The organism is Methylomonas sp. LWB (assembly GCF_001856095.1).
Taxonomy (GTDB): domain Bacteria; phylum Pseudomonadota; class Gammaproteobacteria; order Methylococcales; family Methylomonadaceae; genus Methylomonas; species Methylomonas koyamae_A.
Genome location: NZ_MKMC01000056.1, coordinates 149,163 through 169,313, shown reverse-complemented (window position 1 = coordinate 169,313; position 20,151 = coordinate 149,163). Strand labels below are relative to the sequence as shown.

General features: G+C 57.7%; 18 protein-coding genes. 10 read left to right on the top strand and 8 right to left on the bottom strand.

Translation table 11 applies throughout. The features are described 5' to 3' along the window. Position 1 precedes the first annotated feature (1 nt). The 5 genes from mpl to BJL95_RS18885 all read left to right on the top strand — a co-directional run bounded on the left by mpl (position 2) and on the right by BJL95_RS18885 (position 4,766). Positions 2-1,351, top strand: a complete 1,350-nt coding sequence (gene mpl / locus BJL95_RS18905) for a UDP-N-acetylmuramate:L-alanyl-gamma-D-glutamyl-meso-diaminopimelate ligase (RefSeq protein WP_071160337.1) — start codon at positions 2-4, stop codon at positions 1,349-1,351. A 6-nt stretch (positions 1,352-1,357) separates the two neighbouring features. Beyond that, complete coding sequence (locus BJL95_RS18900) at positions 1,358-1,645, top strand: SelT/SelW/SelH family protein (RefSeq protein WP_071160176.1); 288 nt, start codon at positions 1,358-1,360, stop codon at positions 1,643-1,645. A 72-nt stretch (positions 1,646-1,717) separates the two neighbouring features. Continuing rightward, the gene (locus tag BJL95_RS18895) at positions 1,718-3,682 is read left to right on the top strand and encodes a serine/threonine protein kinase (protein ID WP_071160174.1); all 1,965 of its coding nucleotides are present in this window, start codon (positions 1,718-1,720) and stop codon (positions 3,680-3,682) included. A gap of 57 nt (positions 3,683-3,739) precedes the next feature. Continuing rightward, entirely contained in the window at positions 3,740-4,087 is a 348-nt protein-coding gene (locus BJL95_RS18890) for an antibiotic biosynthesis monooxygenase (RefSeq protein WP_071160172.1), read from the top strand. A gap of 232 nt (positions 4,088-4,319) precedes the next feature. After that, entirely contained in the window at positions 4,320-4,766 is a 447-nt protein-coding gene (locus BJL95_RS18885) for a hypothetical protein (RefSeq protein WP_071160170.1), read from the top strand. Between the two features lie 58 nt (positions 4,767-4,824). On the opposite strand, the gene BJL95_RS18880 is transcribed toward BJL95_RS18885, so the two are convergent. Then, a complete protein-coding gene (locus BJL95_RS18880) occupies positions 4,825-5,484 on the bottom strand; it encodes a hypothetical protein (protein WP_071160168.1) in 660 nt (219 codons plus the stop codon). A gap of 447 nt (positions 5,485-5,931) precedes the next feature. Between BJL95_RS18880 and BJL95_RS24855 the strand changes: the two genes are divergently transcribed. Together BJL95_RS24855 and BJL95_RS18875 are read left to right on the top strand one after the other, a co-directional pair. Next, positions 5,932-6,114, top strand: coding sequence for a hypothetical protein (locus BJL95_RS24855; RefSeq protein ID WP_139306332.1), 183 nt, complete (start codon positions 5,932-5,934; stop codon positions 6,112-6,114). Positions 6,115-6,232: 118 nt separating this feature from the next. Continuing rightward, on the top strand, positions 6,233-7,294 hold the full coding sequence (locus tag BJL95_RS18875) for a helix-turn-helix domain-containing protein (RefSeq protein WP_071160166.1): 1,062 nt from the start codon (positions 6,233-6,235) through the stop codon (positions 7,292-7,294). A gap of 246 nt (positions 7,295-7,540) precedes the next feature. Here BJL95_RS18875 and meaB read toward each other — a convergent pair whose 3' ends face one another. Together meaB and scpA are read right to left on the bottom strand one after the other, a co-directional pair. Then, the gene (gene meaB / locus BJL95_RS18870; RefSeq protein WP_071160164.1) at positions 7,541-8,551 is read right to left on the bottom strand and encodes a methylmalonyl Co-A mutase-associated GTPase MeaB; all 1,011 of its coding nucleotides are present in this window, start codon (positions 8,549-8,551) and stop codon (positions 7,541-7,543) included. Positions 8,552-8,566: 15 nt separating this feature from the next. Next, on the bottom strand, positions 8,567-10,732 hold the full coding sequence (gene scpA / locus BJL95_RS18865; protein ID WP_071160162.1) for a methylmalonyl-CoA mutase: 2,166 nt from the start codon (positions 10,730-10,732) through the stop codon (positions 8,567-8,569). A 598-nt stretch (positions 10,733-11,330) separates the two neighbouring features. Between scpA and BJL95_RS18860 the strand changes: the two genes are divergently transcribed. Genes BJL95_RS18860 through BJL95_RS18850 form a run of 3 tightly spaced genes read left to right on the top strand, consistent with a single transcriptional unit; the run spans position 11,331 to position 14,798 of the window. Continuing rightward, on the top strand, positions 11,331-12,605 hold the full coding sequence (locus tag BJL95_RS18860) for a hypothetical protein (RefSeq protein WP_139306331.1): 1,275 nt from the start codon (positions 11,331-11,333) through the stop codon (positions 12,603-12,605). A gap of 20 nt (positions 12,606-12,625) precedes the next feature. Further along, entirely contained in the window at positions 12,626-13,144 is a 519-nt protein-coding gene (locus tag BJL95_RS25540) for a hypothetical protein (RefSeq protein WP_217631709.1), read from the top strand. Positions 13,145-13,163: 19 nt separating this feature from the next. Next, a complete protein-coding gene (locus tag BJL95_RS18850; RefSeq protein ID WP_071160158.1) occupies positions 13,164-14,798 on the top strand; it encodes a sensor domain-containing diguanylate cyclase in 1,635 nt (544 codons plus the stop codon). 55 nt (positions 14,799-14,853) lie between these two features. On the opposite strand, the gene BJL95_RS18845 is transcribed toward BJL95_RS18850, so the two are convergent. The 5 genes from BJL95_RS18845 to BJL95_RS18825 all read right to left on the bottom strand — a co-directional run bounded on the left by BJL95_RS18845 (position 14,854) and on the right by BJL95_RS18825 (position 19,704). Then, positions 14,854-15,375, bottom strand: coding sequence for a YcxB family protein (locus tag BJL95_RS18845; RefSeq protein ID WP_064026382.1), 522 nt, complete (start codon positions 15,373-15,375; stop codon positions 14,854-14,856). Positions 15,376-15,396: 21 nt separating this feature from the next. After that, positions 15,397-16,698, bottom strand: coding sequence for an NAD(P)/FAD-dependent oxidoreductase (locus BJL95_RS18840; RefSeq protein WP_071160156.1), 1,302 nt, complete (start codon positions 16,696-16,698; stop codon positions 15,397-15,399). Between the two features lie 127 nt (positions 16,699-16,825). Continuing rightward, positions 16,826-17,635: a sulfite exporter TauE/SafE family protein gene (locus tag BJL95_RS18835; protein WP_231883589.1), complete on the bottom strand. Its 810-nt coding sequence runs from the start codon at positions 17,633-17,635 to the stop codon at positions 16,826-16,828. Positions 17,636-17,899: 264 nt separating this feature from the next. Then, positions 17,900-19,051: a DUF1624 domain-containing protein gene (locus BJL95_RS18830; protein ID WP_071160154.1), complete on the bottom strand. Its 1,152-nt coding sequence runs from the start codon at positions 19,049-19,051 to the stop codon at positions 17,900-17,902. 122 nt (positions 19,052-19,173) lie between these two features. After that, entirely contained in the window at positions 19,174-19,704 is a 531-nt protein-coding gene (locus BJL95_RS18825; protein ID WP_071160152.1) for a C40 family peptidase, read from the bottom strand. Positions 19,705-20,151: the final 447 nt, after the last annotated feature.

Sequence of the window (20,151 nt, the reverse complement as noted above, 5' to 3'; positions counted from 1 at the left end):
TTTGCATATCCACATCCTCGGCATCTGCGGCACTTTCATGGGCGGTCTGGCCCTGATCGCCCGCGAACTCGGCTACAGCGTCAGCGGCTCGGACCAAAACGTCTATCCGCCGATGAGCACCCAGCTCGAACAACAAGGCATTCGCTTGATGAACGGCTATAAGGCCGAAAATCTGGACGTCAAACCGGATCTGGTCGTCATCGGCAACGCGATGTCGCGCGGCAACCCCGAGGTGGAAGCCGTGTTGAATCTGGGCCTGCCCTATATCTCCGGCCCGCAATGGCTGGCCGAACACGTGCTGCAACACAAATGGGTGTTGGCGGTGGCCGGAACCCACGGCAAAACCACCACCACCAGCATGTTGAGCTGGATCCTGGAATTCAACGGCTTCAAGCCCGGCTTTTTGATCGGCGGCATCCCGTTGAACTTCGGCATCTCGGCACGGCTGGGCAAGTCGGATTTCTTTGTCATCGAAGCCGACGAATACGATTGCGCGTTCTTTGATAAACGCTCCAAGTTCGTCCACTACCGGCCGCGCACCGCGATTCTGAACAACCTGGAATACGACCACGCCGACATCTTCGAAAATCTGGACGCGATCAAAAAGCAATTCCACCATCTGGTCAGAACCATCCCCGGCCAGGGTTTGATCATCGCGCCGGACTGCGAGCAGCATGTCGCCGAAGTACTTGCAATGGGCTGCTGGACGCCGGTGCAACTGACCGCCATCGACGCCCCGGCGCCGTGGCAAGCCGAATTGCTAAGCAAAGACGGCAGCCGCTTCGCGGTGCATTTCGAAGGCCAAGCCCAAGGCGTCGTCGAATGGCCGCTGACCGGCCGACACAACGTCTACAACGCCTTGTCGGCCATCGCCGCCGCCCGTCACGTCGGCGTGCTGCCGGCCGACGCGATTGCCGCGTTGGCCCAATTCCAGAACGTCAAGCGGCGGATGGAAGTCATTGTCAAGAAAGCCGGCATCACCGTCTACGACGATTTCGCCCACCACCCGACCGCGATTCAAACCACGCTGGACGGCCTGCGCAAACAGGTCGGCAACGAAAAAATCCTCGCCATCGTCGAACCCCGCTCCAATACGATGCGCCTGGGCGTACATACCCAGTCGCTGGCCGAATCGCTAAGCCAGGCTGACCAGGCCATCATCTTTCAGCCGGACGGATTGGGATGGGACTTGAGCCAATTGCTGAAATACGCCAACAACATCGAGATTTGCAACAGCCTGGATGCCATCGTCGAAACCATCCGCGCCGAAGCCGGCGGCGTTTGCCACGTCTTGTTGATGAGCAACGGCAGTTTCGGCGGCATCTACCAACGGCTGCGCGACGCGTTGTAAGCCGCGATGGGCCACCGCGTCGAAATCCGTTACTGCACCCAATGCCGTTGGCTGCTGCGCGCGGCCTGGATGGCGCAGGAACTGCTGAGCACTTTCGACGGCGACCTAACCGAACTGGCCTTGCAGCCCGGCACCGGCGGCATTTTCGAGGTCTATGCCGACGGCGTACTGGTCTGGTCGCGCAAGGCCGAGGGTCGCTTCCCGGACATCACCGAGCTTAAGCAACGCGTCCGCGATCAAATCGCCCCGGAGCGCGATCTGGGCCACGCCGACCGCAAGCCGCCGCCGACCTAATCCGCGCGCGACCGGCCCCGCCGCAAATAGCGACCTATACTTGGCGCAACTGTTTGTTCCCACGGTTAGCCGATGACGCCCGACGACGACCTGACCCGCCTTCTCCGGCAAGACGATTTTACGGTGCTGAAACCGCGGCCTTACCCGCGTCCGTTGCCCGACACTCGCGCGAACGACGAGGCTTACGGCGGCGGCTATTCGTTGCGCGGTGCGGTCGGTGCCGGCGGCGTCGGCCAGGTGCTGCTCGGTTTCGACGAGCGTATCGGCCGGGAAGTCGCGATCAAGGAAATGCTGGACCAGGCCGCCAACGAAGACCGCGAACTCAGCACCCGCTTTCTGCGCGAGGCACGCATCACCGGCCGGCTGGAGCATCCCGGCATCGTGCCGGTCTACGACTTGGGTGTTAAGCCCAGCGGCGCGCCTTACTACGTCATGCGACTGGTACGCGGCGACACCTTGGCCCAGGCGCTGAAGGAGTGCAACGCCGATCCGTTGCCCGAACATGCGCTGTCCAAGCGTTTGGCCCTGCTCGACCGGCTAATCGATGTTTGCGAGGCGATGGCTTACGCGCATTCCAAAGGCGTCGTGCATCGCGATCTAAAGCCCGGTAACGTGGTGTTGGGCCAATTCGGCGAAACCATCGTGCTGGACTGGGGTTTGGCCAAGGTCGAAAGCGAGACGGAGTCGGCGGCGGCGCCGTTACCGCGCGCCGGCCGCTCGAACGCTGATGACGACGAAGACCTGACCCGGCTCGGCGACATCTTGGGCACACCGGCTTACATGGCGCCGGAGCAAGCCGACCCGCGTTTCGGCGGTATCGATGCCCGCACCGACGTGTTCGCTCTGGGCTGCATGCTATTTTATTTGCTGAACGGCCGGCCTCCTCTACAAGGCGGCATGGACCGGATTCTAGCCGAGTTGGCTTCCGACCAGGCCATGCCGACCGCGCGGAATCCGAATTTGGCGGCTCCGGTCGAACTGGTGGCGATCTGCGATCACGCGTTGGCCAAGGACAAGGCCAAGCGATTCAAGGATGCCGGCGCGTTCGCCGACGAATTGCGGGCATTTCGCGACGGGCGTCTCGTCAATGCCTACGCCTATACCCGCGCCGAACTGCTGAAGCGTTTTATTGCCCGTAACAAGGTGTTGTTGCTGGCAACAGCTGCGGTCATGGCGTCTATCGTGATCGGCGCCGGCTTGGCATTGAGATTCGGTATCGAAGCCAAGCAAGCCCACAAACTGGCGGTCGCCGAGGGCGAACAGGCCAAGCAACAGTTTCAACGCGCCGAGCAGGCGCTGGCCGACGTAACCCGCATTTCCAACACCAATCTAACCGTCGCCAGCCGGATTGCCTATCGTATCGGCGGCGAATTCGCAAATTTGCTGAACGGCTTAGTTCAGGCCGCGACTCAATTTCGGACCGCTGCCGACCTGGTTGGCGCCACGCCGCGCTTGGAAAAACTGACCACGGAGCTACCGCGTCTGGAAAGTGCCGCCACCACCCGGGCGCCCGGCACCCTCCTGGCCGTGGCGCCGGCCCGCTACCGGCACGCGATCGGCGCCGACACTTCTCAGCTGGAACATAACCGAATGGCCTTGCAAAGCGGCGAGCCGGTGCTGAGCCAGGTGCATGCGGCACCGGAAGGTTATCAGGCTGTCACGCTGGTCGCGCCGGTCAAAGCCGGCAATGCGACGATCGGCTTCGTCTCCGGTCGTATCAAGGCCGCCGAATTTCTAGGCGGCTTACTGCACGCGGAGTTGCAAGACAGCCGCCGAACCATTTGGATCATCCAGGATGACGGGTTGATTTTGTTCGATACCGAGACAAACGAAATCGGGCTAAATCTGTTTCGGGAGGAACGGTATGCCCAACTCCCAGAGCTGCGCCAATTGGCCGAAGAAATTGCCGGGCAACGGGGCGGGGTGGGGTATTATGAAAATTCGGCGGCGTATAGCGGCCGGCGCATCGCCTCTTGGGTCAGTCTAAATCCGGTGGCAAACCGGGAATGGAAAGTGGTGGTGCTGGAAGCTTGGTAACACATTATAGAAGGCCGGCCTCGGGCCGGCGCGTACACACTGGATAGGAGAATAGCCATGTTTGTTGCCGTATATCGTTGGCGGGTGAAACCGGGATACGAAGCGAAATTTCGCGAGGGCTGGCTGAAGGTGACCGACGCCGTCTATCAAATGTACGGCAGTCTCGGATCGCGGTTGCACCGCGATGCCGACGGCAGTTGGGTAGCCTACGCGCAATGGCCGGACGAAGCGGCTTGGCGCGAGGCCTGGCAATCGCAGCGACCGATCGCCGATCCGGAAGGCTATGCGATGTTGAAGGACAGCGTCGAGACTTGCTACGAACTGGCCGAGCCGGTGATGAAACTGACCGTGTTGGAAGACAGACTGAAGTCGCAACCGTATTCCAACTACGAAGTCACACCCTGACCCGTAGCGGCGACGGCGGTTCGGTCCGGCATCCGGGGCCGAGAACGCAAATGCCGATCGTCAGCGAAATCTGTTAACGGTAAATCGTCGGCGTCGCACAGCGCGAACCGCCGCGCCGGCGGGTTTCTGCTATTATCCAAGCAATAACCGCCCGAAACCGCGCCGGGCGGTGAACTTTTGCGGGCCAGCGCCTTGGCGCGCGCCGCGCGGAACCCCTGGCATTGGATACGGCATGGAAAAACTCGAATTCGGCGTGAGCGACGACGACAGGAAAAATCTACTCCACTTCGTCGATACCTTACAAAAGCTGCTCGGCGACTTGATCGGCGCGGACCAGTATTTTTTGCCCAAATTCCGCGACGATTACAAACGGGCGTGGCGCGAACTGGACCCTCACTTTTACGCATTGAAAGACGCGATTCAACGCGCCGACACCAACGCCTTGTTGACGCACGGTTTGCTCGGCAGTCCGCTGCATTTGAAGCTGAAAGTCATCAATCATTTCACCGAGGAGTTCATGCTCTACGGCATCGAACTGGTCGGCGGCCATAAAATCCTGGAAAAGCTGCTCGGCGCGGTGAACCGCCTGTTGGCGACCGTCGTGGATACCGTGGGAACCGGTTCCCCAATCCATACCTTCAACGAACTGTTGATTTCGATCATTCAGGACGACAGCTAGCAAAGCCTTGCAATCGGGCCGTTCCGGCCCGATTGCAAGAGCCAAGAGCCCGGCGAATTTACCGTCCAGACGCCCGGCGGTTGCGGCGCAACCCCATCAAGCCCAGCATCGAACCGAACAACCAAGCCGCGTTTGGCAGGGGTACGACCTGCACCCCGACGTTGAAGGTGTCCGGGGCAAAATCGGAAATCTGGGTGAAGCCGGCGGAAACCGCGCCGTCGCGCGGCCACAGGTTCCAGGTAAAACTTTCCGGCGCGAAACCGGTCGACGGCAACAGACCCGATGCAATCTCGGCAACCATATGATTACCGGTGATCGTCACCGAGCCCGGAGCGAGGTTCGTCGTGCTGAACGACGGCGCGATCAAGGTTACCAAGCCGGTGCCGTCGTTGTTCAAGCGCACGACCGAATCGAACAAAATATTCTTCAGACCGTTAGATTCGAAAAGCGCGGTACCACCGCCGCGATTGAAGCCCCAAATATAAAAACCGCTCGGCGACGAACCGATGTCGACATTGAACGTACTATCCAAACGGAAAGTCGCGGTGGCCTGATCGTAACTGACCGACGCCGACACCACATCCAAGTCGCCCGCCGTACTGCCGTTGTATCCGGCGACATAATCGCCGATCGCGTCGCTGACCGCGACGGCTTGCGCCGGCTGCGCAGCGGCGATGATCGCGACGAATACCCAATGTTTCGCTGTGTTGATTCTCATACACCTACCCTCTGTTGCTGATATCCGATGGAAGCACCCGGCGGGAAACTAAGTTCCCTCCGGGTGCGATTGCGGTTTACAAGGAATATAGACCGTATAACCGAGCGGCATGGCGCAGCTACCGAATAGGGGGTGGTCGGAGCACCGGTGCCGCTCGTAGGTATATCCCCGGAGCAACGCTAAGGTTCAATGCCCCTAAAAAAATTTTAACGCGGTCCAACTCGCGGTTCGTTCTCCGCGACACCGATCACTGCTTCGAATTCATTCAGCGAAAACACTCATTCAAATCGACCCGATACGCTCGCCATGACGAATTGAAGCTTGAGTCGCCATCAGGAAGCGGAGCCCGTTTCTCCTAGACGACCTCAAGGTATTTCTTCACTCGACATGTTGCTTGGCGGGGACTAACTTAGCTTGCGTCTAACAGGTTGTTGAAAAAGAAACTCGGTGGAAAAAATCTTCCAATTTGTCGCTAAAAGTCATTTAGCTGTGACAAACAATCAGGGACTTACAAAATTTTATTTTGCGGAAAATGCGTTTTTGGAGGCAAAAGTGGAGCAGTTTTTTAAATTTCAACAGCCTGTTAACGGCAAAAAAATCGGGACGACCAGTAGATGGGCAAAAAGATAAGTCGGACAAGTAGCTGGATGATATTTTATTTTTCTCCGACCTCTTTATTTCCCTGGCGTTCGATGTTGGTTTCAGGCCATCGATCGCATCCATCAAAAAGTAAAATGAATTTGGGCCTATGACTAACGCTGCATTCATCTTTTCCAGCACTGATTTCCCGGATAAAGACCGAGTCGACATTTGGCGCGAGATGTTTGCCAGAAAAATTGCTGGATTCGATGTCGAACACGCCGATTCGCGGCCTTTTTTCAACCAAACACGGTTTCATTCCTTCGGCCACGTGAACTTGGCGGCGCATACTAGTACCGCGGTGCGTTTTCGCCGTACTCGTGAACTCATTACCGGAGACGGGTTAGACGATTACCTAGGCCTATCGGTATGCGTAGCCGGTATCTGGGAGGTTATGCAAGGACAGCGGCGACTGTTGATCAATCGAAGCACCGCCGGCTTAGTTGATTCGACCAAAGTTCTCGACGGCGGGTTCGGACCAGACTCGCCCGAGGGATACCAGGAACTCTTGAGCTTGCGCATTTCCAGATTAGAATTGACCAAACGGGTACCGAAAGCCGAACGCCTGGTTATGACCCCTCTTTGCAACTCGGAGGGCATAGAGTTGTTAAGAAATTACCTGCAAATGCTAGACCGGGGGGGCGTCGCTCAAGATCCTAGCCTAGGCGAACTAGTGGGGGATCATATTGTCGATCTCATCGCTTTTCTTTGCAACGACGAGGTGGTTAAGGAGTCCCATTCCGGAGGGGTGCGGGCGGCCCGGCAAGCGGCCGTCATTCGATATCTGGAAAAGCACTTTAGTGAGCCAGGGCTCAGTGCGGCGCAAATCGCCGGCGAATTGAGAATATCCCGGAGATATTTGTTCGATCTGCTGAATGAAACCGGAGAAAGTGTTACTCAGATTCTTAATCGACTCAGAATTGCCCGGGCATGCCGGCTGCTGGCCGACCCCAAGTTCCGCCACCTTGATATCGCGGCGATCGCCTTCCAATCCGGGTTTAACGATCTGTCTTACTTTTATCGCCAATTCCGTCAGCAATTCCAAGAGCCGCCGGGCGCCTTTCGGGCGCGGCGCGCGCTTCAAAACAACCTTGACTCCCAAACAACCGAAGCCGGTAACACCGAGAAATCCTCCTTGCACCCGCTAACCGACGGCAAGCCATCCAACTAAGTTACCGCAGATTTATTCGCAGTTCCCGCAGCGTAAGGATGCACCAATTGGCGTCGAAAAACTGAGGTCGATATTTCTGCCTGGGCGTTGATGACTAACGATGTTCATCTGCTCAGCACACCTCGAGCCGAAAATGCGGCCAGTCGTATGATGCAAACCTTGGGCAGGTAGTATGTGCGCTATTTTAATGCCTGCTATCGGCTAACCGGCATGCCCCTTTTGCTTTATTGTCGCCCAGCGTTCGGGCTAAATCCCGGTAGTATCGCCCATCAGTTCGAGCAAACGGTGCGCTGCCAGCGTAGGCGATACGCTGCCGTTTTCGACGGCGGCGCTTAAATCCGGCATCGCGGCCCGGACGCCGGGGTTTTCTCGAAAGCGTTCCTGGAGGCCGGACTCGATCAGCGCCCACATCCAGGATAACGACTGATGCCTGCGTTTAGCGGCCAATTCGCCGGTTTCGCCGACGGTCTGGCGAAAGAGGCCGAGTTGTTGCCAGAAATTGCCGATACCTTCACCCAAAGCCGCACTGACTTTCAGTACCGGCGGCTGCCAGCGCGCGGCGCTTGGCCGCAGCAGTGTCAGCGCCCCCGTGATTTGGCCTGCGGTCAGGTCGGCCGCCACGGGATCGAGATCGGCCTTGTTGACGACGAAAATGTCGGCCAGTTCGACGATACCTTTTTTCATCGCCTGCAGATCGTCGCCCGCGTTAGGTTGCTGTAATAGGCAGAACGCATCGGTCATGCCGGCGACCGCTGTCTCGCTCTGACCAACACCAACGGTTTCGACGATGATCACATCGAAGCCCGCCGCTTCGCAAACCAGCATGGCTTCTCGCGTCGAAGCGGCGACGCCGCCCAGCGACCCGGATGAAGGCGATGGGCGAATGAAGGCTTCGTCGCGTGCCGATAATAATTCCATCCGGGTTTTGTCGCCGAGAATGGAACCGCCGGAGCGCGAGGATGACGGATCGACCGCCAGCACCGCCACCCGATGACCCTGTTCGATCAGGTGCAAGCCGAGTGCCTCGATAAACGTGGATTTACCGACGCCCGGCGTGCCGGAAATGCCGAGCCGAATCGAGTTGCCGCTGTTAGGCAGCAGGGCATGCAACAGGGTCCCTGCCCGCTGGCGATGGTCGCTACGGGTCGACTCGATCAGGGTAATCGTCTTGGCCAAGGCGCGACGCTGACCGGCGAGCACGGCACCGACCAGCGCTTGGTCTTCGCGGTTGAGTTGGAAATTCGGTAGAACCGGCATGCTGTTGGCCCCGGATCAGGATGCCGTCGGCGCTTGCGCCGCTTGGATGGCGTTTAACACATCCCGTGCGCATTGCGGAATCGGCGTGCCGGGTCCGAACACGCCCTTGGCGCCGGCGGCGAACAAAAACTCGTAGTCCTGGGCTGGAATCACGCCGCCGACGAAGACGATGATATCGCCGGCGCCCTGCCCGGCCAAAATGTCGATCAGCGCCGGCACCAACGTTTTATGGCCGGCCGCCAGCGTCGATACGCCGATCGCGTGCACGTCGTTTTCGATGGCTTGGCGGGCGACTTCTTCCGGCGTCTGAAACAGCGGCGCGATATCGACGTCGAAGCCCAGATCGGCGAAGGCGGTCGCGACGACCTTAGCGCCGCGGTCGTGACCGTCCTGGCCTAATTTGGCGATCATGATGCGCGGCCGGCGACCTTCGGCGGCCGCAAAGTGGTTGACCTGTTCCTTAAGTTGCGTCCACTCCTGATCGGCCTCGAAGGCCGCGCCGTACACGCCGGTCACGACCTGATTGCTGGCGCGATGGCGGCCCCAGACCTGTTCGAGCGCTTCGGAGATTTCGCCGACCGTGGCGCGCAGGCGAATAGCCTTGATGGCCAGGTCGAGCAGATTACCGTCGCCACTTTTCGCGCAGTCGCTCAAAGCGGCCAGCGCCACCTGAACCGCTCCGGCGTCGCGGCTGGCGCGAATCTCGGCCAGACGCGCCACCTGCGCGTCGCGGACCGCGTGGTTATCGACGTTCAGAATATCGATGGCGTCTTGCTGAGGTAGTTTGTATTTGTTAACGCCGACAATCACGTCTCGACCCGAATCGATATTGGCTTGCTTTTGGGTGGCGCATTTTTCGATTTGCAGCTTAGCCCAGCCCGTCTCGACCGCCTTGGTCATGCCGCCCATCGCCTGAACTTCTTCGATGATGGCCCAAGCCTTGTCTGCAATGTCCTGGGTCAGCGATTCCATCATGTACGAGCCTGCCCAGGGATCGATAACCTTGGTGATGTGGGTCTCTTCCTGGATGATCAACTGAGTGTTGCGGGCGATCCGCGCCGAGAATTCGGTGGGCAGGGCGATGGCCTCGTCGAGCGCGTTGGTATGCAGCGACTGGGTGCCGCCGAATACCGCCGCCATCGCCTCTATCGTGGTTCGTACCACATTGTTGTAAGGGTCCTGCTCGGCCAGCGACCAGCCCGAGGTTTGGCTATGGGTACGCAGCATCATTGATTTGGGATTCTTGGGTTCAAACGCCTTCATGATCCGCCACCACAACAAACGCGCCGCGCGCAGCTTGGCGACCTCAAGGTAGAAGTTCATGCCGATCGCGAAAAAGAAACTTAGCCGGCCGGCGAAATCGTCCACGTCCATGCCCGAGGCAATCGCGGTTTTTACATACTCAAGGCCGTCGGCCAAGGTAAACGCCAGTTCCAAGGCCTGGGTCGCGCCAGCCTCCTGCATGTGGTACCCCGAGATCGAGATCGAGTTGAACTTGGGCATGTGCTTGGCCGTGTAGGCGATGATGTCGGCGATAATCTTCATCGACGGCGTCGGCGGGTAGATATAGGTATTGCGGACCATGAACTCCTTGAGGATGTCGTTCTGGATGGTCCCTGACAATTGTGCCATCGACACGCCCTGCTCCTCGGCGGCGACCACGTAGCCGGCCAGCACCGGCAACACCGCACCGTTCATCGTCATCGACACCGAGACTTTGTCCAGCGGAATGCCGTCGAACAGAATTTTCATGTCTTCGACCGAATCGATTGCCACGCCGGCCTTGCCGACATCGCCGGTCACCCGCGGATGGTCGGAGTCGTAACCGCGATGGGTGGCCAGGTCGAAGGCCACCGAGATGCCCTGGCCGCCGGCCGCCAAGGCCTTACAGTAAAAGGCGTTGGATTCCTCGGCGGTCGAAAAGCCGGCGTATTGGCGGATGGTCCAGGGCCGCGCCGCATACATCGTCGCTTGCGGGCCGCGCAAAAACGGTTCGAATCCCGGCAGGGTATCGGCGAACGGCAGGTTTTCGGTGTCGGCCTTGGTGTAGAGCGGCTTGACGGACAGCCCCTCCGGCGTCGTCCAGGTCAGGTTCTCGACCGCGCCGCCCGGCGCGGATTTCGCGGCCGCCTTGGCCCAGGCATCCAGGGAAGGAATCTTTACTTCAGGATAATTTTTCATCTGCTTTGCTACTTCCAAGAGGTGATTGCATGCCCGGTCGGCCTGACGCTCGTGTAGAACCGGCGCCACTTTATCGATTATATTCGGTTAAAGATAGTCCGGAAAAATACAAGAAGCTGAGTTAGGCAGGTCACGCCAATCCGAATTCCGGAAGCCTTGAGCGATAGAACCTGCTCGCAAAGCCGGCGCTCTTGATCGCGACCCAATGCGTTGAAGCAAGACAGGTCGAGAGGTTGTTTTGGGCCTATTCATCGAAGACGCCATACAACAATAAGCTACCTATCCGGTTTCATTCCATCATCAACGCGCAACGTCTACACTTGTTGAGTGTGCAAACGACTCGGTTGTGCTGAAATCGCCTTCCCAATGCTTTGAATACCGTGCGGACGTTGACAATGTATGACGTAAGAGTCGATTTGACGGTAGGCTTCGTAATCTCAAGGCGCCAATCCAGTGATTCATCGGTTTTCGACAGTATCGGTACTGGTACTGCTGTCTCTATAATGTTTGATTCAAATATTTTTCAATAACTTATGAAATGCGACATGATTTGATTTTGTTAACTTAACGCCATTGCCCTAGGCATTCGGAGTGCGTCGTGAAGCGGATAATTTCATTGTTTGTGTGTAGTCTGCCGGTTCTATTGAGCGTGCGAACCGTTCGTGCGGACTTTTTTTCCACGGAGGATGGAAAATTTCGCCTGAGCAGTTTTGGTACCTTAGGCGTTGTTTACGACAGCAGCGACATCCTGTATTTACAAACATCGACCGATCAACCGAACACCTTCGACGGTCATTGGTCGTGGAGATCGAGCACCCAACTCGGTATTCAGGCCAGCGCCAAATTTACCGACGAATGGGATGCAATGGTGCAGTTCCTGATTAAGGACAGATCGTACAACTCATTGAACGAAAACTTATTTTGGGGCTTGCTGCGCTGGCAACCCAGCCGCAACTTCACTGTGCGCGCGGGACGCCTGGGGCTGGATGTTTATCTGCTATCCGATTACCGCAATGTCGGTTACGCCTATTTGTGGGAAAGGCCGCCCACGGAATTTTACGGCTCCTTGATTAACCAAAACTTTGACGGCGTGGACCTGGCTTGGCGCGTACCGCTCGCGCAGGGTTTTTTTCAAGCGAAAGCGTTTGCCGGTAGTTACTCGCATTCGTTTCCGATCTTTCAGCTCGATACCGTTTCAAAAAACACCTTGGCGCTTTCGCCGATATTCGGTGGCAAATTCAGTTACGAAGATGAGGACTGGCAGTTGTCCCTCGGCGCCACCTATACCATTTTCGATAAAAACTTCGTCGGAATCTCGCAGCTGCTCCAAGGGCTCAGCTCCCCAGGACTGAGAACAGTCTGGAGCAATGCGGCCGATTACGCCGCGCAACTCAACAAGGTTGGTAAAGGCATTGGTTTTTACTCAATAGGCGCCGCCTATAACGCCAACGAATGGAGCATTCAAAGCGAGTTTGGTTATCTCGATTCCGGCGTGCCCGAAATACAAAGCCAATTCAGCGGTTACTTCAGTATTGGCCGACATATCGGCGACGTTACACCCTATGTCTTGTTCAGCATCGCCAGACCGAGCGGCGAGTCAAAAGCGGTCGTACCGCCGGAAATCTCGGGTCCGTTGCAAGACCAACTGTATGCCGCCACATCGGTAGCCATGCAAGAGTATAGGATCAATCAGGAGACCATCAGTTTGGGTGCCCGCTGGGATTTCGCGCCCAATTTGGCCGCAAAGATTCAATGGGACCACAGTCATGTCGCCGCTAACTCTTCCAGTCTTTGGCTGAACGGCAGCCGTGAGATTTCGACGCCGGATTTAGATGTCGATTTGTTTTCGCTCAGCATGAATTGGTCTTTTTAATGATGGCGGGCCGTTTGAACATGAGACGTTTCCGAGGCACCAATCGTAGCGATGCAAGGCGGGTCAGCCCTTCGGAAGCGCTGCCGGCCGGCAAGCGCCGTTTCTTGAGTCCCTATATTTTTCTGATTCCGTTGGCGACGCTGCACGGGCAACCCGCATGTTGCGGCGAGGAGGTTTTGGTGGTGGTCAATCAAACCAATCAGGCCATGGAGTTTAGCCGCAACCAAGTGATCGACTTCTTCATGGGACGCCAGCAGAATTTCCACAGCGGCAAAGCCGTGTTTACGATCGATCTGGCGCAGGACTCCCCGACCCGCGCGCATTTTTATCAACAATTGGTCGGCAAATCCGTGCCGCAAGTCAATGCCTATTGGGCTAGATTACTGTTCACCGGCAACGCCACGCCGCCGAAAATGCTGCCCAGTCCGGCCGCGGTGTTGTCGGCGGTCAAGGAAAACGCCGATGCCATCGGTTATGTCGACGACCGGGACTATGACGGCTGTTGCAAAGTCGTATATCGTCTAAAACCGGCCGACTGACGACTCACTCGCCTAACTCATGATCACCTTTAAGAAACTTTCGGTACGGATTACGCTGGTCATCAGTTTTTTTGCGCTGTTGGTCGCGGGGGTCGGCTCGGCGGTGTCCTATACCGATACGTTGCGGCAAGAGCGCAATAAGGCTTACGCCAGAATCATGGAATTAGCCAAAACCGTCGAAAAAAGCGCGCAGATCGCGGCTTACCTGGATAACCAAGAGATTGCGGACGACGTTATCGGCGGTTTAATGAATAACGAAGTCGTAGCCGGCGTCTTGCTGAAAAGTCAAAGCGGTTGGCGTTCGACCAATGACCATAAACCGCTGAATGATGCTCTCGGCGAAGCGCCGTTAGCGCTCGACCTGGATTCTCCATTCAGTCCGGGCGAGAAAGTCGGTGTGCTGCAAATTTTCCCCAAACACGACGTTATCGAGCGCAATGCCAAGCTGATCGCTCGAAATCAGGCGCTACTCCTGTCGTCGTACACGTTGATCGTGGCGCTGATCATCATGCTGGCTATCCAGCAAATCTTCGTGCGCACCATCAAAACGGTGGCATCCACACTGAACCGTATCGACCCAAGCGGCACGAAACGCTTGCACTGTCCGCTTAGCCACCGAAAGGACGAAATTGGCCACTTGATCGCCGACATCAATTTCCTGTTGGATATTTCGCATTTTCGTATTCATTCCGAACGTGAGTTGCGCGAGCAGCTCGAAAAGCTTGAACAACGTTTTCGACTGCTGTTCGAGAATGCCAGCGTGGGTATTTGCGTGCTGAACGAACACGGCGATGTCATTTTGCACAACCCGGTTTGCCGTGAGGTATTGCGTCTGGACCCGGCGCCCGAAGGCCCAGCCCGCGTAGAGCAATTTTTTAAGGATGCCCGCCAGATTAACCGTATCGTATTCGACACGCTAACCGCCGGCGAGTTGACGAACGGCGAATTCGAATTAGCGACTACAGACGACCTAGATGGGCCGCGTTGGGCTCAATGCCTGTTTTCAAAAGCCAGGGTGAACGAAACGTCGGAATTCCAAGGCAGCGCTTTCGTGCAAATGATCGTAATTGATATTACGGAGCGAAAGATTGAAGAACTGCAAACGCGTTTTAAAGCGGAACGCGACCCATTGACCAAGCTGTTCAATCGCAATGGCCTGGAAACCCGCCTCAATCTGATGCGCGATCTGGCCCTGCAAGAAGCCTGCGGCTTCGCGATTTTCCTGATGGACTTGGATAATTTCAAACCGATCAACGATAACTACGGCCACGAAGCCGGCGATACCGTTTTGATAGCGGTAGCCGAGCGCTTATTGGCTTGTTTTCGGGCAAACGATATTCTGGTTAGGCTGGGCGGAGACGAATTTCTGGCCGCTTTAATCTGCAAACCGGCGATCAACCAAGCCGACTTAAGCCGGATAGCACAAAAAACAATCCGCTTACTGCTGCAAGACATCCCGTTGAATCGGGGCCGAAACGCGAATATCGGCGTTAGCATAGGCATCTGCGCCAGTGGACCGGAGCACGCCCATTTGTCGATTGCCCAGTTGATCGATCATGCCGACAAAGCGATGTATCAGGTCAAGCTCGCTGGCAAAAATGACTTTTGCATCAGCGTTCCATCGCCGATGCGGAGAGACCAATTGACGTCTTGAGACAAGCGGTTGGCTGGGCGAAGTCGCGGCAAAAGCCTATCGGGCAGGCGAAAGCTCAGCTCGCGCGCTCGATCAAGCCTTCCACCTGCTTGGCAAACACCTTGAGGTCACCCTTTTTGACGGTTGCACGGGGGATGACGATGGCGGCGTCGAAATCGACGTAGATGTAGACGTAATCCTTATGGCGCTCGACTCGCAGCATGTCTTTCCACAGCGTTTTGTGCTTGCCGCCCGGCGAGGTTTCCCGTAAGAACTCCGGCTCCGCCGTCAGATGGTGGATGCCGAACATGGCTTTTTTCTCGGCCTCGGTGTATTTATTGAAGAATTGGCGGCGCATGTCGATTTTCATGATGAAAGGCGACGCAAACGCCCAACCCAGCGCCAGGATCGTGATGTAGGCGGTGGTCATCATGTCCACGTAGTACACATAGTAAAACAAACCGATCGCCATCATCACGCCGGGGGCGAACAGCCGGTTGTTGCGGATTTTCTTTTGCATTTCCGGATCGCTTTTCAGCCTGAGTTCGTTGAAGTGAACCAGGTCTTCCTCGCGGAATTCGTATTCGATTTCTAACATTGCGCTCGCTCGTCGGGTGGATTAGTGCATCTTGATTTTGGCGTGGGTGCTGCGCCGGAACAGGTTGGACAGGGTCAGCATCGCGGTGCGGAAATAGCCGTGGATCGCCACTTGGTGCATTTTGTACAGCGACAAATACACCACGTAGGCGATAAAACCGCCGACGCTGACCGTACCCATCAGGCTGCCCATCAACGAACCGACCGTGCTGAATTTACCTAGCGACACCAGCGAGCCGTAATCGTGGTAAACGAATTTGACCGGCGCCTTGCCGTTCAGACGGTTGACGATGGTCTTGGCAACGGCCGAGGCCATTTGATGGGCGGCCTGAGCGCGCGGCGGCACGTTACCGGCATGGTCGGCCCAGGCGCAGGCGGCGCAGTCGCCGATCGCGAATACGTCGGGATCGCTGGTTTGCAGGGTTTGATCCACCACCAGCTGGTTGATGTGGTTGGATTCCAGCCCGTCCAGATTTTTCATCCAGTCCGGCGCCTTGATACCGGCGGCCCAGACTTTCAGATCGGCGTCGAACACCTCGCCGTCGTAGGTATGCACTTCGGTCTCGGTGACTTCGGTGACTTTGCGGCCCAGCTTCAACTGGATGCCCAACTTGAGCAATTGGTCTTGGGTGGCTTGCGACAAACGCGGCGGCAAGGCTGGCAGCAATTGGGTGGCGGCTTCGATGATGGTGATGTTGACTTCTATCGAGCCTTCCAGGCCGTAAGTCGCCAGCAGTTTAGTGACCTCGTGCAATTCGGCGGACAACTCCACGCCGGTGGCACCGGCGCCGACGATGACGATGGACAGCGGCTTGTCGCGTTGCCTGCTTTGGTTGGCATAAGACTGGATGTAATAGGTTTCGACCAGCTGGCGCTGAAAGCGATAGGCTTGGGTAGTGGTGTCGATAAACATGCAGTGCTGGTCGACGCCCTTGATGCCGAAGGTGTTGCTGACGCTACCTACCGCCATCACCAAGGTATCGTATTTGAAGCGGCGGGCCGGAATCAGTTCGGCGCCTTGTTTGTTGTTGATCGGTGCGACAATGATTTCCTTGGCGGCGCGGTCCAAGCCTTCCATGCGGCCGAACAGGAAACGGAAATGGTTGCGGTGGGCCTGAGCCATGTATTCGATTTCCTCGGCTTCGGCCAAGGTGCCGGAGGCGACTTCGTGCAGCAACGGCTTCCAGATGTGAGTCGAGGCGGCATCCAGTAGCGTGATCTCCGCCCGGCCGGACTTGCCGAGTTTTTTCCCGAGTTCGGTCGCCAGCTCCAGACCGGCGGCACCGCCGCCGACGATCAGGATTTTATGTAGTTCATCAGCCATTTATATTCTTCCCCAGTCGATAGCCGCGGCGCGGCATGGATGAAATCCCTCCACTTTATAGTGCATTCCGTTGTCCGGCATTATAACCAATCGCGCTCGGCCGCCCGCCGATTTTCCCGGCCGGGTTTCAGGCGCCGTAAACGGTGTGCAGCATCTTGGCGGACAGCAGCAACAACAACAGCGCGAACAGTTTTTTCAAGGCAGGTACCGGCAGGCGATGGGCCAGTCTGGCGCCCAATGGCGCGGTCACCACGCTGACTAGCGCAATCGCCGCCACCGCCGGCAAATAGATGTAGCCGAAACTATGGGCCGGCAGGCCTTCGACCCGCCAACCGCTGGCCATGTAGCCCAAAGTGCCGGCCAGCGACAGCGGCAGGCCGACCGCCGCCGAGGTGCCGATCGCATTCTGGATGCGCACGTTGCACCAGCTTAGAAACGGCACGGTCAAAGAGCCGCCGCCGATCGCCACCAGCGCCGACACCGCGCCGATCAACAAGCCAACCAGGCTTAAACCCATGGCGCCGGGTAGCTGTCGACTGGGCTTGGGGCGAACGTTGAGCACCATTTGCAGCGACACATAAGCCATGAACACCACGAAAAACAGGGCTAACGGTCGGTTCGGAATCAACGCGGCAACGAACGCCGCCGCGAAGGTGCCGGCGATAATGCCGGGCGAGAGCGTCCATACCACCGGCCAAATCACCGCCCCATGCCGATGGTGAGCCCGTAGACTGGCGATCGATGTCACGATGATGGCCGCCATCGAAGTTGCCAGCGCCATGTGTACCAAGTGAGCCGCGCCGAAGTTTTGCATCGCGAACAGCGTGGTCAACACCGGCACCATAATGCCGCCGCCGCCAATACCCAGCAAGCCGGCAAAGAAGCCGACCGCCACGCCCAGACCCAGGTAGGCCGCAATCCAGTCTAGTTCCAGCAAGAATGTTCCTCTTTCGGCCGAGCCGGTTGTTGTAAAAATTAGGTAGCCGTGGCCGATCTTTCGTTTGGCGCCACGGGTGACCGCTCTGTCGAGCGCGGCCGCCAAGCGCTTTCGACGGTGGTCGTCGAGGCGAGTTATTAACCCAGCTTATTTACCACTGGTATCCGTTCGGGCTGAGCTCGTCGAAGCCCCAGGTTGGCGTGCCCTTCGACAGTCTCAGGATGAACGGTGTGTTAAGGCCGGGTTAATAGCGGTTGAAGCGCGCTACAAATAGCGCAGCCACCGCCAAGCCGGACGCGCCGCTTTGAAGGCTTCGAACCAGCGGCAGACCGGATACAGCATCAGCAATACCAGCAGCCAAATCGCGTAAACGCCGGGCAACCCGTAGCCGTAGTCCGCCGGCAAGTCTTTCCGCCAAATGCCGCCGCCGGCGATGGCAGCGACCGGACCGTCGGTCCAATAGGCGATGAGCACCGCCAAACCGTGTATCAGGTAAAGATGGATCAAATAGTAAAATAGCGGGGTCTTACCGAACACCGGCAAAATCGGCAACAGCCGACCGCTGCTGGCTGCCAGGAACAGGAAGGCCGGACCCAAGGTCATCAGCAAGTACAGCAAGGACGGCGGGTATTTATGGCAATTGATAAACGACAGCAGCGTAAATGCCGGGTCCGGGTAGCTTTGCCAGGGTTTGGGATCGCCGTAAAAATTGCTGTAGCGCAGCGCGATAAATCCCAGAATCAGCGCGGCGCCCAATCCGGCCAGCCGCCGACCGCTTTGCCAGCCCGGACTGCTGATCAGTCCGCCGAAGCCATAACCCAGCGCCATCACGCCGATCCACGGTACCAGCGGATAATAGGGATTCAGTTTCCAACCGGCGCCGAAATCGATGTCGTCACCGGTATGCAGTACCGCCCACCACGGGCCGAACTCGCCCAAGTGTTCCGGTTTAATCCCGTCGAACAGATTGTGGGTCGCCACCATGATGCCGCCGAACGCCACCAGCCAAGCCAGCGGTAGTTTGACCAGGCCGGCCAACGCGATCATCGACCAGCCGATCGCCCACAAAACGCCGGCGTCGAGCTGGCGCAAGTCGGCCAGGAAATTCCAGGCAAAGGCTTCGACGGTCGCCACCAACACGACTAACAGCAGGCCGCGTTTGACCAGAAATTCGCCGAGCTGTGCGTCCGGACCGCGTTTGGCCGCCCACAGATAGGCGCTGGTGCCGGCCAGAAACACGAACACCGCCGCGCAAAAATGGGTGATCCAGCGCGTCATGAACAAGGCCGGGGAGGTTTTGTCCAGGTCGGTAGGATCGAAATGGGCGTTGCTGAAGAAGTCGCGGGTATGGTCCAGAGTCATCAGTACCATCACCAGACCGCGTAGATTATCGAGAGCAGGAATGCGTTGATTCATAGCCTTGTACTTGTTTAACGGCTGCGCTTAACGGTGCGCGGCCGGATTTGGGCTCGACTGGCGGAGGATTGTTCCTAACCTGATCGTACTATCGTTAGAAACGGGCGCGCCGGCCGCCAATACTAGCCGCCGAAACAAGCTTCGTTCATGGATAGCGCGGGCTGGCTGGGCGGTCGGCGCACGCCGATGAAGCGTTCCCGCCAGTACGGTTGATTCAAATCGGACACCATGACCCGACCGGTCCGACTACTGGGGGCATGCACGAAGCGGTCGTCGCCGACGTAAATGCCGACGTGGGAGTAGGGCTTATCGGTATTGAAAAACAACAGATCGCCCGGCCGGCGCTGCTCCGGATGGACGGCCGGCAACTGGGTAGCCAACGAAAAGGTATCGCGCGGCAGACGCAAGCCTTGGCGGTTGTAGACGTAATACACCAAGCCGCTGCAATCGAAGCCCTGGGTGGGCGAAGCTCCACCGTAAACGTAAGGCCGCCCCTGCAATTGCAAGGCCTCGGCGACCACCTTGGGCGCGTCGGCCGGTATTGCTTGCGGGGCGATATTCAGCGCCTTCTTGTCGTCGCCGGCGCAACCGGCCAGCAACGCGGCCAATAGCGCTATCGGCAATATCGCTGGCGAAAAACGGAGCTTGAGCATCGGTGCGGTTTTCAAGACGAAGTTGGGCCAATTATAGTCGGCCTGCCCGTTGTCCGCCCAGGCTTTGTATGTCAGCGCAGAGTCCCAACCGACGGAAACCGACGTTTTGCGCCGAAAAATGCACAGACGAGCGCCGGAACGACTTTAGCCGCGAAGGTAAACATCGGTCCACCCGTGGCCTATGAGTTGCCCCCCGTAATAACGCGAAAGCGCCCCCCCCGCCAAATTGACCCGCACTACCGAGAGTCCGACAAACACGAATTAAGCGCCAGCGAGAAGAATCCAACGGGCAATTGCGCCGCCGTTGCGTCGATGCTAAGGTTCGCCGGCGGTCCGGGCTAGGCAAAAATCGCCGAGTGCCGGGCATTGAAATCAGTCGCGCTTCGCAATCGGACTCACCGGCGCGCCGTTTCCCCTGTTCGGTAACGCTTAACTCGAATCCAGGCT

Bases quoted from the DNA above. Each gene is read 5' to 3' on its own strand.
- BJL95_RS18900 (WP_071160176.1), top strand. From the start codon at position 1,358: ATGGGCCACCGCGTCGAAATCCGTTACTGCACCCAATGCCGTTGGCTG.
- BJL95_RS18895 (WP_071160174.1), top strand. From the start codon at position 1,718: ATGACGCCCGACGACGACCTGACCCGCCTTCTCCGGCAAGACGATTTT.
- BJL95_RS18890 (WP_071160172.1), top strand. From the start codon at position 3,740: ATGTTTGTTGCCGTATATCGTTGGCGGGTGAAACCGGGATACGAAGCG.
- BJL95_RS18885 (WP_071160170.1), top strand. From the start codon at position 4,320: ATGGAAAAACTCGAATTCGGCGTGAGCGACGACGACAGGAAAAATCTA.
- BJL95_RS18880 (WP_071160168.1), bottom strand. From the start codon at position 5,484: ATGAGAATCAACACAGCGAAACATTGGGTATTCGTCGCGATCATCGCC.
- BJL95_RS18875 (WP_071160166.1), top strand. From the start codon at position 6,233: ATGACTAACGCTGCATTCATCTTTTCCAGCACTGATTTCCCGGATAAA.
- meaB (WP_071160164.1), bottom strand. From the start codon at position 8,551: ATGCCGGTTCTACCGAATTTCCAACTCAACCGCGAAGACCAAGCGCTG.
- scpA (WP_071160162.1), bottom strand. From the start codon at position 10,732: ATGAAAAATTATCCTGAAGTAAAGATTCCTTCCCTGGATGCCTGGGCC.
- BJL95_RS25540 (WP_217631709.1), top strand. From the start codon at position 12,626: ATGAGACGTTTCCGAGGCACCAATCGTAGCGATGCAAGGCGGGTCAGC.
- BJL95_RS18850 (WP_071160158.1), top strand. From the start codon at position 13,164: ATGATCACCTTTAAGAAACTTTCGGTACGGATTACGCTGGTCATCAGT.
- BJL95_RS18845 (WP_064026382.1), bottom strand. From the start codon at position 15,375: ATGTTAGAAATCGAATACGAATTCCGCGAGGAAGACCTGGTTCACTTC.
- BJL95_RS18840 (WP_071160156.1), bottom strand. From the start codon at position 16,698: ATGGCTGATGAACTACATAAAATCCTGATCGTCGGCGGCGGTGCCGCC.
- BJL95_RS18830 (WP_071160154.1), bottom strand. From the start codon at position 19,051: ATGAATCAACGCATTCCTGCTCTCGATAATCTACGCGGTCTGGTGATG.
- BJL95_RS18825 (WP_071160152.1), bottom strand. From the start codon at position 19,704: ATGCTCAAGCTCCGTTTTTCGCCAGCGATATTGCCGATAGCGCTATTG.